This is a genomic window from Pseudomonas sp. KBS0707 (genome assembly GCF_005937945.2).
Classification (GTDB): domain Bacteria; phylum Pseudomonadota; class Gammaproteobacteria; order Pseudomonadales; family Pseudomonadaceae; genus Aquipseudomonas; species Aquipseudomonas amygdali.
This window is the reverse complement of sequence record NZ_CP041754.1, coordinates 4,012,648-4,028,859: the sequence shown is the minus strand read 5'-3', so window position 1 is coordinate 4,028,859 and position 16,212 is coordinate 4,012,648. Positions and strand designations below refer to the sequence as shown.

11 protein-coding genes are annotated in these 16,212 nt (G+C 59.4%); 6 read left to right on the top strand and 5 right to left on the bottom strand.

Annotated elements, in window-relative coordinates:
• The 3 genes from FFH21_RS18975 to FFH21_RS18965 all read right to left on the bottom strand — a co-directional run bounded on the left by FFH21_RS18975 (position 1) and on the right by FFH21_RS18965 (position 2,323).
• Positions 1-960, bottom strand: a complete 960-nt coding sequence (locus FFH21_RS18975; RefSeq protein WP_002554476.1) for a MoxR family ATPase — start codon at positions 958-960, stop codon at positions 1-3.
• A 210-nt stretch (positions 961-1,170) separates the two neighbouring features.
• Positions 1,171-1,917, bottom strand: a complete 747-nt coding sequence (locus FFH21_RS18970) for an amidohydrolase (protein WP_004665911.1) — start codon at positions 1,915-1,917, stop codon at positions 1,171-1,173.
• A 46-nt stretch (positions 1,918-1,963) separates the two neighbouring features.
• Positions 1,964-2,323 carry a hypothetical protein gene (locus FFH21_RS18965; RefSeq protein ID WP_011169178.1) on the bottom strand — a complete coding sequence of 120 codons (360 nt, stop codon included), beginning with the start codon at positions 2,321-2,323 and terminating at the stop codon, positions 1,964-1,966.
• A 368-nt stretch (positions 2,324-2,691) separates the two neighbouring features.
• Between FFH21_RS18965 and FFH21_RS18960 the strand changes: the two genes are divergently transcribed.
• Entirely contained in the window at positions 2,692-7,551 is a 4,860-nt protein-coding gene (locus tag FFH21_RS18960; protein WP_011169177.1) for an NAD-glutamate dehydrogenase, read from the top strand.
• An 86-nt stretch (positions 7,552-7,637) separates the two neighbouring features.
• On the opposite strand, the gene mntP is transcribed toward FFH21_RS18960, so the two are convergent.
• The gene (mntP, locus tag FFH21_RS18955) at positions 7,638-8,207 is read right to left on the bottom strand and encodes a manganese efflux pump MntP (RefSeq protein ID WP_002554472.1); all 570 of its coding nucleotides are present in this window, start codon (positions 8,205-8,207) and stop codon (positions 7,638-7,640) included.
• Positions 8,208-8,485: 278 nt separating this feature from the next.
• Positions 8,486-11,086: a bifunctional aconitate hydratase 2/2-methylisocitrate dehydratase gene (gene acnB / locus FFH21_RS18950; RefSeq protein ID WP_004665908.1), complete on the bottom strand. Its 2,601-nt coding sequence runs from the start codon at positions 11,084-11,086 to the stop codon at positions 8,486-8,488.
• Between the two features lie 402 nt (positions 11,087-11,488).
• On the opposite strand from acnB, the gene FFH21_RS18945 reads away from it, so the two are divergent.
• The 5 genes from FFH21_RS18945 to FFH21_RS18925 all read left to right on the top strand — a co-directional run bounded on the left by FFH21_RS18945 (position 11,489) and on the right by FFH21_RS18925 (position 16,192).
• Positions 11,489-11,959 (top strand): DUF1289 domain-containing protein, encoded by a 471-nt coding sequence (locus FFH21_RS18945; protein WP_002554470.1) that lies wholly within the window; start codon positions 11,489-11,491, stop codon positions 11,957-11,959.
• Positions 11,960-12,055: 96 nt separating this feature from the next.
• Positions 12,056-12,667, top strand: coding sequence for a tRNA-(ms[2]io[6]A)-hydroxylase (locus tag FFH21_RS18940; RefSeq protein ID WP_003368536.1), 612 nt, complete (start codon positions 12,056-12,058; stop codon positions 12,665-12,667).
• 149 nt (positions 12,668-12,816) lie between these two features.
• Positions 12,817-13,305, top strand: coding sequence for a MarR family winged helix-turn-helix transcriptional regulator (locus tag FFH21_RS18935; protein WP_011169176.1), 489 nt, complete (start codon positions 12,817-12,819; stop codon positions 13,303-13,305).
• 76 nt (positions 13,306-13,381) lie between these two features.
• On the top strand, positions 13,382-14,590 hold the full coding sequence (locus FFH21_RS18930) for an HlyD family efflux transporter periplasmic adaptor subunit (RefSeq protein WP_011169175.1): 1,209 nt from the start codon (positions 13,382-13,384) through the stop codon (positions 14,588-14,590).
• A gap of 63 nt (positions 14,591-14,653) precedes the next feature.
• On the top strand, positions 14,654-16,192 hold the full coding sequence (locus FFH21_RS18925) for a DHA2 family efflux MFS transporter permease subunit (protein WP_011169174.1): 1,539 nt from the start codon (positions 14,654-14,656) through the stop codon (positions 16,190-16,192).
• The last annotated feature ends 20 nt before the right edge of the window (positions 16,193-16,212 follow it).

The window sequence follows — 16,212 nt, the reverse complement described above, 5'->3', positions numbered from 1 at the left end:
TCAGGCGACGGCCACGACGTCGAGGATGCGCTGAATCACGCGATCCTGATCGATACCGGCAGCTTCGGCTTCGAACGACAGGATGATCCGGTGGCGCAATACATCGAACAGCACTGCCTGAATGTCTTCGGGGCTGACGAAGTCACGTCCGGCCAGCCAGGCATGTGCGCGGGCGCAGCGGTCCAGCGAAATGGAACCACGCGGGCTGGCACCGTAGGCAATCCACTCGGCCAGCTCCGGGTCGAACTTGGCCGGGGTCCGGGTGGCCATGACCAGTTGTACCAGGTACTCCTCGACCGCATCGGCCATGTACAGGCCGAGAATTTCCTTGCGTGCGGCAAAGATCGCCTGCTGGCTGACACGGCGTTCCGGCTTGGTTTCGCCATTCAGGGCTTCGCCACGCGCCTGTTGCAGGATCTTGCGTTCGACGGCGGCATCCGGGAAACCGATCTTGACGTGCATCAGAAAGCGATCGAGCTGGGCTTCGGGCAACGGGTAAGTGCCTTCCTGCTCAATGGGGTTCTGGGTGGCCATGACCAGAAACAGCGGTGACAGGTCGTAGGTGCTGCGGCCCACGCTCACCTGGCGTTCGGCCATGGCTTCGAGCAGCGCTGACTGAACCTTGGCCGGCGCACGGTTGATTTCGTCGGCCAGTACCAGATTGTGGAAGATCGGCCCTTGCTGGAATACGAAACTGCCGGTTTCCGGGCGATAGATTTCCGTACCGGTGATGTCGGCAGGCAGCAGGTCGGGGGTGAACTGAATGCGGTGGAACTGTGCTTCGATGCCTTCTGCCAGTTCCTTGATGGCCTTGGTCTTGGCCAGGCCGGGTGCGCCTTCGACCAGCATGTGACCGTCGGCAAGCAGGGCGATGAGCAGGCGTTCGATCAGCTTTTCCTGGCCAAGGATCTGCGTTGAAAGAAAGGTTCGCAGCGCAATCAGCGCTTCACGATGTTCCATCGGTGACGGTTCCTGGCAGGGTAATCAGCTGTGTCTGGTGACTGCTGAGCTGGGGGCGATACTTTAATCCATCCAGGCAGGTATCGACTAACGACTACCGCGTTTTTTATTGCATTTAGAGACGCATACGTCATTTAACTGGGAATTGCCCTACATGTTCTGCGTATGGGCTTGTAGGACGACAGGGTCAGGCCGTCGAATGCGGCAGGGTTAGAGCCGATAGAATTCAGCTGCGTTATCCCACAACGCCTGACGGGCGCCGCCTTCACCCAATGCGTCGATCAGCAATTCGATATCGTCAGGCTGGAAAGGGCGGGGCGCTCGCGTGGAGGGCAGGTCGGTGCCGAACATCAACGCATTCGGATTGGCGGCATGGATATCCCTGAGTGCTTCGCGCACCGGGAAGTCAACGCGTCCAAAACCACAGGCCTTGACCCGCACACCGCGCTCGGCAAGACGCAGCACCACGGGCAATCCTTCGGCGCTCAATCCCAGGTGATCGATGCTGATCGCTGGCAACTTCAGCAGACGGGTTTCTATTTCCGCCAGTTCTCGGGAGTCGATGTACAGCTCCGAATGCCAGCCTGCGCGTTCACGCACCCGCACGGCCAGTGCTTCCAGCTGGTCGAGCTGCTCCGAGCCGCCACGCTTGAGGTTGAAACGCAGGGCGCGCACGCCTGCGGCATTGAGGGTGTCCAGTTCAGTATCGGTGACACTGGCGGGCAGTTGAGTGACACCGACGAAGCCCGGCCCCAGCAAGCGCAGCGCTTGAAGTAAATAACCCTGATCAAAGCCCTGAAAGGACCCGGACACCACCGCGCCGCCCTGAACGCCCAGCGGCTGGACCGTCGCAAGGTAGTCTCCGACGCCGAACGGGTCCGGCAGGTAGCCGTTATTGGCGATCAGCGGGAATTGCGGGTCGATGATATGGCAGTGGGCGTCGAAAATGCGGTTCATGACGGGCTCCTGTACGGCGAAGTACTCACTCTAGCGGTTTTGCCCGTTAACTGATCGTGCTGGTGTACTCGCCCACGTTTTCAAGAATGATCTGTAACGTGTGGTGAACATCCTGCAGCTCGGCTGCGTCGGTGCCGTGCAGAATTTCATACTGGTGGTGGCCATCGAGCTGCTTCGCGTCCTCCGGGGTGATTTCCACCAACAGGCGCTCGGCACTGAAGCTGACTTTCAGGCTGGACACATTCAGTGACTTTTCATCGCTGACAGTGATTTCCACTTCGTTCTCGTCCGGGAAGCGGGTCAGGGAAAACAGCATGCCGTTCTCTGCGTGGCAGCAAAGCAGCGCCATGTCGTCGTATTCGTCGTCGCACGGGCCAGCGATGAGGCTGGCGGTCTTGATTTGCATGATGGGGCTCCGGGTCTTGGCAACTGAGGCGTGAGGGGGATTTTGCCAGTCCCGAGTAAATTTTGTCGGGGATGTTTGGCACCATCGTGCGGATTTTAACGCGACCTGATGACCGAATATGTCGCAGCCTCGTAAGCAGCACGCCGTCAGCTCTCGTTAAGCTGCATGGCAGACGAGTGGTGTACGGTGTCGGATGCGCTCAGCTTTTTTTATTCCCGCATTCAAATGTGACTACCCTGACACAGCGCGCGTTAGTACTTTAGCTTTACACTCGATCAGGTTATGCCCACGCAAGTGAATGTAAGGGCACACCGGTCGCAACACCTTCTTCAAGCCTCCCCAATAAAAGCCAAAGCGGAGTACCACAGATGGCGTTCTTCACCGCAGCCAGCAAGGCCGACTTCCAGCATCAACTGCAAGCGGCACTGGCTCAGCACATCAGCGAACAGGCACTGCCACAAGTGGCGCTGTTTGCCGAGCAATTCTTCGGCATCATTTCCCTCGACGAACTCACCCAGCGGCGTCTGTCCGACCTGGCAGGCTGCACCTTGTCCGCATGGCGCCTGCTGGAGCGTTTCGAACACGCTCACCCGCAGGTCCGGGTCTACAACCCTGATTACGAGCGCCACGGCTGGCAGTCGACTCATACTGCCGTTGAAGTGCTGCATCACGACCTGCCGTTTCTGGTCGACTCCGTGCGTACCGAGCTGAACCGTCGCGGTTACAGCATCCACACCCTGCAGACCACCGTACTGAGCGTGCGTCGCGGCGCTGCTGGCGAACTGTTGGAGTTGCTGCCCAAGGGCACCACCGGCGAGGACGTGCTGCAGGAATCGCTGATGTACCTGGAGATCGACCGCTGCGCCAACGTCAGCGAGTTGAATGTGCTGGCTCGCGAGCTGGAGCAGGTGCTGGGCGAGGTACGTGCTGCCGTCGAAGACTTCGGGCCGATGAAAGCGCGTCTGCATGAGCTGCTGGCCAGTATCGATGCCAACGAATCCAATACCGACGTCGAAGAGAAGGCCGAGATCAAGGTCTTCCTGCAATGGCTGGTGGATAACCACTTCACCTTTCTGGGTTATGAAGAGTTTGAAGTACGCAACGACGCCGAAGGCGGCCAGTTGGTGTATGACGAGTCGTCTTTCCTGGGGCTGACCCGACTGTTACGCCCCGGTCTGACCCGCGAAGAGCTGCACATCGAAGACTACGCAGTGAAATACCTGCAAGAGCCGGTGCTGCTGTCGTTTGCCAAGGCTGCGCATCCAAGCCGCGTACACCGTCCGGCCTATCCGGATTACGTGTCGATCCGGCAGATAGACGCCTCGGGCAAGGTCATCAAGGAATGTCGCTTCATGGGCCTGTACACCTCGTCGGTGTATGGCGAGAGCGTACGGCAGATCCCGTACATCCGTCGCAAGGTCGCAGAAGTCGAGCGCCGTTCCGGTTTCGACGCCAAGGCGCACCTGGGCAAGGAGCTGGCGCAGGTCGTCGAAGTGCTGCCCCGTGACGACTTGTTCCAGACGCCGGTGGACGAGTTGTTCACCACGGTCATGTCCATCGTGCAGATTCAGGAGCGCAACAAGATTCGCGTGTTCCTGCGCAAGGACCCATATGGCCGTTTCTGCTACTGCCTGGCTTATGTGCCGCGCGACGTGTACTCAACCGAAGTGCGCCAGAAGATCCAGCAGGTATTGATGGATCGCCTGAAAGCCAGCGATTGCGAGTTCTGGACGTTCTTCTCTGAATCCGTGCTGGCGCGTGTGCAGTTGATCCTGCGGGTCGATCCGAAGGTCAATCTGGACATCGACGTCGCCCAGCTGGAAAACGAAGTCATTCAGGCCTGCCGCTCGTGGAAAGACGACTACGCCAGTCTGGTGGTCGAGAGCTTTGGCGAGGCCCACGGCACTAACGTGCTGGCCGATTTCCCGAAAGGTTTCCCGGCCGGCTACCGCGAGCGCTTTGCTGCGCATTCGGCGGTGGTCGACATGCAGCACGTGCTGAGCCTGAGCGAAACCAATCCGCTGGTGATGAGCTTCTATCAGCCACTGGCTGGTGGCTGCCAGCAATTGCATTGCAAGCTGTATCACGCCGACACACCGCTGGCACTGTCCGATGTGTTGCCGATTCTTGAAAACCTCGGTCTGCGTGTGCTGGGCGAGTTCCCGTATCGCCTGCACCACGCCAATGGTCGCGAATTCTGGATTCATGACTTCGCCTTTACCTATGGCGAAGGTCTGAACCTCGATATTCAGCAGCTCAATGACACCTTGCAGGATGCGTTCGTGCATATCGTGCGCGGCGACGCCGAAAACGATGCGTTCAACCGTCTGGTGCTGACTGCCGGTCTGCCTTGGCGCGACGTGGCGCTGCTGCGTGCCTATGCGCGCTATCTGAAGCAGATTCGTCTGGGCTTCGATCTGGGCTACATTGCCAGCACGCTGAACAACCACACCGACATTGCCCGCGAGCTGACGCGTCTGTTCAAGACCCGTTTCTACCTGGCGCGCAAGCTGGGTTCCGACGATCTGGATGACAAGCAGCTGCGTCTGGAACAGGCGATTCTGACTGCCCTGGACGACGTTCAGGTGCTCAACGAAGACCGCATCCTGCGTCGTTATCTGGACCTGATCAAGGCGACCCTGCGGACCAACTTCTATCAGGCTGATGCCAACGGGCAGAGCAAGGGCTATTTCAGCTTCAAGTTCAACCCGCGTCTGATCCCCGAATTGCCAAAGCCGGTGCCCAAGTTTGAAATTTTCGTCTACTCGCCGCGTGTCGAAGGCGTGCACCTGCGCTTCGGCAACGTGGCGCGTGGCGGCCTGCGCTGGTCTGATCGCGAAGAAGACTTCCGTACCGAAGTGCTGGGCCTGGTAAAAGCCCAGCAGGTGAAGAACTCTGTCATCGTGCCGGTCGGCGCGAAGGGCGGTTTTGTGCCGCGCCGTCTGCCGACCACTGGCAACCGTGATGAGGTGCAGGCTGAAGCGATTGCCTGCTACCGCATCTTCATCTCGGGGCTGCTGGACATCACCGACAACCTCAAGGAAGGCGTGCTGGTACCGCCGGTCAATGTGGTGCGTCATGACGACGATGACCCGTATCTGGTAGTCGCAGCCGACAAGGGCACCGCTACCTTTTCCGACATCGCCAACGGCATCGCCATCGACTACGGCTTCTGGCTGGGTGACGCGTTCGCGTCCGGTGGTTCGGCCGGTTATGACCACAAGAAGATGGGCATCACCGCCAAGGGCGCTTGGGTAGGCGTGCAGCGTCACTTCCGTGAGCGCGACATCAATGCCCAGCAGGACAGCATCAGTGTGATCGGCATCGGCGACATGGCCGGTGATGTGTTCGGCAACGGCTTGCTGATGTCCGACAAGCTGCAACTGGTTGCCGCATTCAACCACCTGCACATTTTCATCGATCCGAATCCGGACCCGGCCAGCAGCTTTGTCGAGCGCCAGCGCCTGTTCAATCTGCCGCGCTCGTCCTGGACCGACTACGACACCAGCATCATGTCCGCTGGCGGCGGGATCTTCCCGCGCAGTCTCAAGAGCATCGCCATTACCGAACAGATGAAGGCGCGCTTCGACATCAAGGCTGACAAGCTGACCCCGACCGAATTGCTCCACGCGCTGCTCAAGGCTCCGGTCGATCTGTTGTGGAACGGCGGTATCGGCACCTACGTCAAGTCCAGCGAGGAATCGCACGCCGACGTTGGCGACAAGGCCAACGATGCGCTGCGCGTCGATGGCAACGAGCTGCGCTGCAAGGTGGTGGGCGAGGGCGGCAACCTGGGCATGACCCAGCTGGGCCGTGTCGAGTTCGGCCTCAATGGCGGCGCGACCAACACCGACTTCATCGACAACGCCGGTGGTGTGGACTGCTCCGACCACGAGGTGAACATCAAGATCCTGCTCAACGAGGTGGTGCAGGCCGGTGACATGACCGAGAAGCAGCGCAACCAGCTGCTCGAAAGCATGACCGACGAAGTGGGCCACCTGGTGCTGGGTAACAACTACAAGCAGACTCAGGCACTGTCGCTGGCAGCACGCCGTGCTTACGAGCGGATTGCTGAATACAAGCGTCTGATGAATGACCTGGAGGCCCGTGGCAAGCTCGACCGCGCCATTGAGTTCCTGCCTGCTGAAGAGCAGATCGCCGAGCGGGTGGCGGCCAAACAGGGCTTGAGCCGTGCCGAACTGTCGGTATTGATCTCCTACAGCAAGATCGACCTCAAGGAAGCGTTGCTGGAATCCCGAGTGCCGGATGACGATTATCTGGCGCGCGATATGGAAACTGCATTCCCGCCGTCGCTGGGTGCCAGATTTTCAACGGCCATGCGCAGTCATCGTCTGAAACGCGAAATCGTCAGCACCCAGATTGCCAACGATCTGGTCAACCACATGGGCATCACCTTCGTGCAGCGGCTCAAGGAGTCGACCGGCATGAGTGCTGCGGCTGTGGCTGGTGCTTACGTGATTGTGCGCGACATCTTCCACCTGCCGCACTGGTTCCGCCAGATCGAAGCGCTGGACTACAAGGTTTCCGCCGAGATCCAGCTGGCGCTGATGGATGAACTGATGCGTCTTGGGCGTCGTGCAACGCGCTGGTTCCTGCGCAGTCGTCGCAACGAGCTGGATGCCGGCCGTGACGTGGCACACTTCGGTCCGCACCTCGCCGCACTGGGCCTCAAGCTTGACGAGTTGCTGGAAGACGGGCCTACCCGCGAGATATGGCAGACGCGTTATCAGGCTTATGTCGAAGCCGGTGTGCCGGAACTGCTGGCGCGTATGGTGGCGGGTACGACGCACCTGTACACGCTGCTGCCGATCATCGAAGCCTCCGACGTGACCGGGCAGAACGCTGCCGACGTGGCCAAGGCGTACTTTGCCGTGGGCAGTGCGCTGGACATCACTTGGTACTTGCAACAGATCAGCAGCCTGCCGGTGGAAAACAACTGGCAGGCCCTGGCGCGTGAAGCGTTCCGTGACGATGTCGACTGGCAACAGCGGGCGATCACCGTGTCGGTCCTGCAAATGGCTGACGGTCCTTCGGAAATCGATGCGCGTCTGGCCCTGTGGCTGGAGCAGCACTCGCTGATGGTCGAGCGCTGGCGTGCCATGCTGGTCGAGCTTCGTGCGGCAAGCGGCAGGGATTACGCCATGTACGCCGTTGCCAACCGTGAGCTGCTGGACTTGGCCATGAGTGGGCAGGCCCTGACGGTCTGACCGCTGTCGTAGCAAGGCCGTAAGCAAAAAAACCGCATCGAAAGATGCGGTTTTTTTGTGCGTGGTTACAGGCTTCAGGCTGTCGATCAAGCCGCTGACAGATGCTCGTACAGAATCGTCGCGCCGACGATGATCAATACGATGCCGCCGACGATTTCAGCGCGCTTGCCGACCATGGTGCCGAGCACTCGGCCCAACATCACGCCGATGGTGACCATTACCGTGGTTGCCAAGCCAATCGCCAGGGCGGCAATCACGATATTGACGTCGACAAATGCCAGACCTACGCCGACCGCCAGTGCATCGATGCTGGTGGCGAATGCGGTGACGGCGAGAATCCAGAACGAGTGCTGGCCGGGTTTTTCCTGCTCTTCATCGTCATCGTGTTTGATGCCGTTGTAGATCATGTGCAGGCCCAGCACCAGCAACAAGGTGAAGGCGATCCAGTGGTCCCAGCTTTCAGCAAAGCGGGCGGCGACCTGGCCGATACCCCAACCGATCACCGGGGTGATGGTCTCGATAGCGCCGAATATCAAACCGGTACGCAACGCTTCGATAAAGCGCGGTTTATGCAGGCTTGCTCCTTTACCAAGGGCCGCAGCAAAAGCGTCCGTGGACATGGCAAGCGCGAGAAAGAGGAGGGAAATCGGGTTCACGGTTATATCCAGTCGGGCTATGAGTCAACGACGCAACCACACGCCCGACTTTAGGCATGGATGCATCGTTGGTCTCGCCAACCGGAAGGTGTCCGCACCACGGCATGCAGCCGAGAATGTTGATGCGAACGCTCAGTGACCGGAGTCAAGAGCAGGCTACTCCCCAACAAGGGCCGCCACTATAGCCATCCGAATGTGAAAAATATATGTACGGGGATGATTCAAACCAAAAAAACCCCATCACGAGGATGGGGTTCTTTTAACGCCTGCTTTCGTGCTTACACTTGAACGGCCGGGATGTTGGCGTTCGCAGCAGCTTCACGGAACTCGGCGATCTGATCGAAGCTCAGGTAGCGGTACACGTCCGCTGCCATGGTGTCGATCTGGTTGGCGTAGCCCATGTACTCTTCGACGGTCGGCAGGCGACCCAGAATCGAAGCAACGGACGCCAGCTCGGCGGAGGCCAGGTAGACGTTCGCGCCGTCACCCAGACGGTTCGGAAAGTTACGGGTCGACGTCGACACTACAGTCGAGTTCGGTTCCACGCGTGCCTGGTTACCCATGCACAGCGAGCAGCCCGGCATTTCCATACGCGCGCCAGCCTTACCGTAGATGCCGTAGTAGCCTTCTTCGGTCAGTTGGTGAGCGTCCATCTTGGTCGGCGGCGACAGCCACAGACGCGTTGGCAGCTGGCCCTTGACCTGATCCAGCAACTTGCCCGCAGCGCGGAAGTGGCCGATGTTGGTCATGCAGGAGCCGATGAACACTTCGTCGATCTTCTCGCCCTGTACCGAAGACAGCAGGCGGGCATCGTCCGGGTCGTTCGGCGCGCAGAGCACAGGCTCTTTGACGTCGGCCAGATCGATTTCGATGATTTCGGCGTACTCGGCGTCCTTGTCTGCTTCCAGCAGCTCCGGGTTGGCAACCCAGGCTTCCATCGCCTGAGCACGACGCTCCAGGGTGCGCGGATCACCGTAACCCTGTTCGATCATCCAGCGCAGCAGGGTGATGTTCGAATTCAGGTATTCAATGATCGGCTCTTTCGCCAGCTTGATGGTGCAACCGGCAGCCGAACGCTCGGCAGAGGCGTCGGACAGCTCGAAAGCCTGCTCGATGCTCAGGTTGTCGAGGCCTTCGATTTCCAGGATGCGGCCGGAGAATGCGTTCTTCTTGCCTTTCTTCTCTACGGTCAGCAGGCCAGCCTGAATGGCGTAGTAAGGAATGGCGTGAACCAGGTCGCGCAGGGTGATGCCGGGTTGCATCTTGCCCTTGAAGCGAACCAGGATCGACTCAGGCATGTCCAGCGGCATGACGCCGGTGGCAGCGGCAAACGCCACCAGACCGGAACCGGCCGGGAAGGAGATACCGATCGGGAAGCGGGTGTGCGAGTCGCCACCGGTGCCGACGGTGTCCGGCAGCAGCATGCGGTTCAGCCAGCTGTGGATGATGCCGTCGCCCGGACGCAGGGAAACGCCGCCGCGGGTCATGATGAAGTCAGGCAGCGTGTGGTGCGTCTTGACGTCGATAGGCTTTGGATAGGCTGCAGTGTGGCAGAACGACTGCATGACCAGGTCGGTCGAGAAGCCCAGGCATGCCAGGTCTTTCAGCTCGTCGCGGGTCATCGGGCCAGTGGTGTCCTGGGAACCGACGGTGGTCATCTTCGGCTCGCAGTAGGTGCCAGGACGAACGCCTGCAACGCCGCACGCCTTGCCGACCATCTTCTGCGCCAGGGTGTAACCCTTGGTGCTTTCGGCTGGCTGGTCAGGGGTCTTGAACAGGTCGAACTCAGGCAGGCCCAGTTCGGCGCGCGCCTTGCTGGTCAGGCCGCGACCGATGATCAGCGGAATACGACCGCCTGCGCGAACTTCGTCGAGCAGCACCGGGGTCTTCATTTCGAAGGTGGTAATGACTTCGTCGCTGTCGTGCTTGCACACCTTGCCGGCGTACGGGTAGACGTCGATCACGTCACCCATGTTGATGTTCGAGACATCGAATTCGATTGGCAGGGCGCCAGCATCTTCCATGGTGTTGTAGAAGATCGGGGCAATCTTGCTGCCGAAGCAGAAACCACCGGCACGCTTGTTCGGCACGTAAGGAACGTCGTCGCCGAAGAACCACAGTACCGAGTTGGTTGCCGATTTACGCGAGGAACCGGTACCGACCACGTCGCCGACGTAGGCAATAGGGAAACCCTGACCGCGCATTTCTTCGATCTGTTTCATCGGGCCGATAGAGCCCTGAACGTCTGGAACGATGCCGTCACGGGCCATTTTCAACATGGCAAGGGCGTGCAACGGGATATCCGGACGGGACCAGGCATCAGGTGCCGGGGACAGGTCATCGGTGTTGGTTTCGCCGGTGACCTTGAAGACGCGCAGGCTGATCTTGTCGGCCAGCGTCGGACGCTTCTTGAACCACTCGCCGTCAGCCCAGGACTGCAGGACAGCCTTGGCGTGAACGTTGCCGTTTTTGGCTTTTTCGGCCACGTCGTGGAAGGCATCGAACATCAGCAGGGTGTGCTTGAGCTGTTCGGCGGCGACCGGCGCGAGGGTGGCGTCGTCGAGCAGTTCAACCAGAGTGACGATGTTGTAGCCGCCCTGCATGGTGCCCAACAGTTCGGTTGCACGTTTTTTGTCGATCAGGGGAGAAGTGGCTTCGCCCTTGGCCAGGGCAGACAGGAAACCGGCCTTGACGTAAGCGGCTTCGTCAACGCCTGGCGGAACGCGGTTGGTGATCAGATCGACAAGGAAAGCTTCTTCGCCAGCCGGGGGATTCTTCAGCAGCTCGACCAGGCCTGCAGTTTGTTCGGCGTTAAGCGGCTGGGGCACGATGCCCTGGGCGGCACGCTCTTCGATGTGTTTACGGTAGGCTTCAAGCACAGTATTAACCCTCATCAGTGGTCCCAAATGGGTGTCCGGGACGCTCATCCAGAAATCGTCCGTACCCACGCAAGGCTTATTGAGCCTTGTTGGCAGGGTGTCGGCGATTCCTAACAGAAGCTGTTTTCAAAGTTTTACGCCTGCAGAACGGGGGAAGTGACGGTCGACACGGCCATTCTTGATGAGGGAATGGCCTGTCGACGCCGCAATGCGGGGTTAACCTGACTGTGCTCGTGACGCTTTGAAAACAGCTTCCAACGGACATTGGCGCCTTAAAAGGCTCGCTGATTCTACGCCAAAACTTCGCTAAAGGTAAGTTAGCCCCTACATCTTCGGGGGTGAACTTGCTTAGACAAAGGGCTAACATGAGCCCCTGTTTCGCCTTCCCCTGTCCTGCCTGACATGCCTGATTACATTATCAAAACCCCCTGCGTCGGCCTTTGCTCCACTGTTTACGGGGACCTGGTGTGCCGTGGCTGCAAGCGGTTCCACCACGAGGTCATCCACTGGAACGGCTATAACGAGGATGAAAAAAGAGCGGTATGGCTGCGTCTGGAACAATTGCTGGTCCAGGTGATGACTGCCAAGCTTGAAGTCTTCGATGCCGACAAGCTGCGCGCGCAGCTCACCCAGCGCAAGATCCGTTTCGTGCCGCACCAGTCCGAGTATTGCTGGGCCTACCAGTTGATCGCGCGCGGCGCACGGGTCATTAGTCAGGTTGAGGCCTACGGCTTTGTGCTGCTGCCGGAGTTTCGTGACTGGACGCTGCCGGAATTGCGCGATGCGATCGATCGCGAGTTTTTCCTGCTGTCCGAGGCGCATTATCAGCGTTACATCGCACCGGGCTTTCTGCGCGATGCGTTCGGGGCCTGATCAGGCAGACGTCCTTCACTGCATGCATTTGTATCGCGAGGCATCGTCGCTCCTCGTATAATGCCGGGCTTTGTCTCTCTGTCATTCTGTGAGCTTATGTACCCGATCCCCGAAATCGAAGCCTTCCTGCTTTGCCGCACCCCCGACAGTTGGGTTCAGGCCGCGTTGCGCAACCTGGATATCTTGCTGATCGACCATGCGAACAATGAGAAGAAGGCGGCCGGGGCTGCGTTTCAGTTCATGTTTCAGTACAACGACAAGTTCGACCTGTTGAGCAAGATGTCGCGTCTGGCTCGGGAAGAGCTGCGCCATTTCGAGCAAGTGATCAGCATCATCAGAAAGCGCCAGATCCCTATGGCCAACATCAGCTCGGCGCGTTATGCCGGAGCGCTGCGCAAACTTGTGCGCAATCACAATCCTTACCGACTGACCGACGCGCTGATCGTCGGTGCCATTGTCGAGGCCCGTTCCTGTGAGCGCTTCGCTGCGCTGGTGCCTCACCTGGACGAAGAACTGGCCAAATTCTACGGCGGCCTGCTGAAATCCGAAGCGCGGCATTTTCAGGATTATCTCAAGCTGGCTTACAGCTACGGCGACAAGGCTGATGTCGATGCCAAGATCGAGGAAATCCGTCTGGCCGAGCGTGAGCTGATAGAAAGCCCTGACGAAGAGTTTCGCTTTCACAGTGGTGTGCCCGTCGCCGCCTGATTCCCCGCGCGCACCTTCAAAAACGACCGCCTTGCCAGCGGTCGTTTTTTTATGGGTATTTAGTAAGCAAGCTAATAAATGCTTTGACAACGGCTGCCTAGGCAGTAATATTTTGCAATCACTGCCTAGGCAGCTATCTGGATGATTTCTTGAAACATTTCAGCCCCGACAATTTCGATTCCAGCCTGATCGGGCTGCTGGTCGGTCGTACCAATGCGCTCAAAGACCGCATGCTCGACAAGTACCTGCTGCCTTATGACGTGACGTTCGCGCAGTTCAAGGTGCTGATCATCATTGCCCAGTTCTCGACCGACACCCCTGTGGAATTGTGTCGTCACCTGTCGCTGGACAGCGGTTCGATGACCCGCATGCTCGATCGTCTGGAGCAGAAAGGGCTGGTTGTGCGCCAGCGGTCAGCGACTGATCGTCGCCAGGTGCGCCTGGCGCTGACGGAGCAGGGGCAGGCGCTCTCTGACCTGCTGCCGCAGATTGGTGCGGACGCCATGAATGACACCTTTGCCGCGCTCGACAGTGATGAGGTCGAGACCCTGACAAGGATTCTCACCAAGGTACTGGCGGCCGCCGATGACCACATCACCCTGACTCGTCTGAGCTTCAACCCCAAAGCTAAAAGCTGAGCGGCAGACCTGTCGGCAGGCGTGCGCCTGCCGCTCGTTCCTGTCTCGCCGCTTCGCTGATAAAAAGGTAACTGCCATGGCCACTGCCGCCACTGAAAACACATCTGCCCCGTCCTCACAGCAAACGCCGAAGCCCGGCAAGCGCAAGTTCCTGCTGATCGGGCTCGCCGTCATCGTCGTGATTCTTGGTTTGGCCATCTGGGCCTGGTACGAGTTTTACGGCCAATGGAGCGAAGAGACCGACGACGCCTACGTGAATGGCAATGTGGTCGAAATCACCCTGTTGGTTACCGGAACCGTTATCAGCATTGGTGCCGACGACGGGGATCTGGTGCACGAAGGGCAGGTGTTGCTCAAATTCGACCCGAGCGATGCCGAAGTTTCGCTGCAAAGCGCCGAGGCCAATCTGGGTAAGGTTGTGCGTCAGGTGCGTGGTTTGTACAGCAATGTCGATGGCATGAAGGCACAACTGGCTGCGCAGCGCACCGCCGTGCAGACCGCTCAGGAGAACTACAACCGTCGGCGCAGTCTGGCTGCGGGCGGGGCGATTTCCCAGGAAGAGCTGTCGCATTCCAGAGACAGCCTGACCAGCGCGCAAAGTGAGTTGAACAACATTCAGCAGCAGTTGAGCACCAGCGTGGCGCTGGTCGATGACACAGTTGTTTCTTCACATCCCGACGTCAAGGCTGCTGCCTCCCAGTTGCGTCAGGCCTTTCTGGCCAATGCACGCAGTACGCTGGTAGCGCCGGTCACCGGTTATGTGGCCAAGCGCAGCGTGCAACTGGGCCAGCGCATCCAGCCGGGCACCGCGACCATGGCTGTGATCCCGCTGGATCAGTTGTGGATCGATGCCAACTTCAAGGAAACCCAACTGGGCAAGATGCGCATCGGTCAACCGGTGGAGATCAGCTCCGACCTGTATGGCAGCGATGTGAAGTACAGCGGCACCATCGACAGCCTGGGCGCAGGCACCGGCAGTGCCTTTGCGCTGTTGCCGGCACAGAACGCGACGGGTAACTGGATCAAGATCGTCCAGCGTGTGCCGGTCCGTGTACATATCAACCCTGAAGAGCTGGCGAAGCATCCGTTGCGCATCGGTCTGTCGACCACTGTCGAGGTCAATCTGCATGACCAGAGCGGTCCGGTGCTGGCGCAACAGCCGCGCAAGCAGGCCGCTTTCAGCACTCAGGTTTACGCCGCGCAGCTGGCCGACGCTGATGCGTTGATTGCCCGTCTGATTCACGAGAACAGTGCTTCCAGTGGCAAGACTGCCGTTCAGCGCTGAACCGCCAATCCGTGAACCCCGGCCACTTGGCCGGGGTGTCGCACTCGTCTTCAGGGATTTGCGATGAGCAACAACGCCCCCGCTTCTTTTACCCCGCCAAGCCTGTTGCTGTGCACCATCGGTCTGTCGCTGGCGACCTTCATGCAGGTGCTCGATACCACGATTGCCAACGTGGCGTTGCCGACCATCGCCGGCAACCTGGGGGTCAGCTCCGAGCAGAGTACCTGGGTGATTACCTCGTTCGCAGTCAGCAACGCGATTGCCTTGCCGCTGACCGGCTGGCTCAGTCGCCGCTTTGGTGAGGTGAAGCTGTTTCTGTGGGCAACCATTCTGTTCGTGATGGCGTCGTTTTTGTGTGGCATTTCCCAGTCCATGCCGGAACTGGTGGGGTTCCGGGCGTTGCAGGGCATGGTGGCCGGTCCTCTGTATCCGATGAGCCAGACATTGCTGATCGCCGTATATCCTCCGGCGAAAAGGGGCATGGCGCTGGCATTGCTGGCGATGGTGACGGTGGTTGCGCCTATCGCCGGGCCGATCCTCGGTGGCTGGATCACTGACAGTTACAGTTGGCCGTGGATTTTCTTTATCAACATCCCCATCGGCCTGTTCGCGGTGCTGGTGGTGCGTTCGCAGATGACTAAAAGGTTGGTCAGCACTGCTCATCAACCGCTGGATTACATCGGCTTGCTGGCCTTGATTGTCGGTGTCGGCGCGTTGCAGATAGTGCTCGACAAGGGCAATGATCTGGACTGGTTCGAGTCGAACTTCATCATCTTCGGTTCGCTGATTTCGCTGGTGGCGCTGGTCTTCTTCGTGATTTGGGAAATGACCGACAAGCACCCGATCGTCAACCTGCGGCTGTTTGCTTACCGCAATTTCCGTATCGGTACGCTGGTCATGATCGGCGGCTATTCAGGCTTCTTCGGTATCAACCTGATTCTGCCGCAGTGGTTGCAGACCCAGATGGGCTACACCGCGACCTGGGCGGGGCTGGCCGTCGCGCCGATTGGTATCCTGCCGGTGCTGATGTCGCCCTTTGTCGGCAAGTACGCGCACAAGTTCGACTTGCGTCTGCTGGCCGGGCTGGCGTTTCTGGCGATGGGGCTGAGCTGTTTCATGCGTGCCGGCTTCAATACCGACGTGGACTTCGAGCATGTGGCAATGGTGCAGTTGTTCATGGGCATCGGTGTGGCGCTGTTCTTTATGCCCACCCTGAGCATTCTGTTGTCCGACCTGCCGCCCAATCAGATTGCCGATGGCTCTGGGCTGGCAACCTTCCTGCGCACCCTGGGTGGCAGCTTTGCGGCGTCGCTGACCACCTGGATCTGGATTCGTCGCGCCAACCAGCATCATGCTTACCTGAGTGAAAACATCAGCACCTTCGACCCGACAACCCGGCACGCCCTCGACAGCCTGGGCGGCGCGAGCCCGCAGGCCTACGCCCAGCTGGAACGCACCCTCAACGCGCAGGCCTACATGATGTCCACGGTGGACTACTTCTACCTGCTGGGCTGGGTATTTGCGGGGCTGATTCTGCTGGTCTGGCTGGCCAAACCGCCGTTTGGTGCCAAGGCGGGGCCAGCGGCGGGGGGCGGGCACTAGTTGCTTATGCGCCTGGCTGA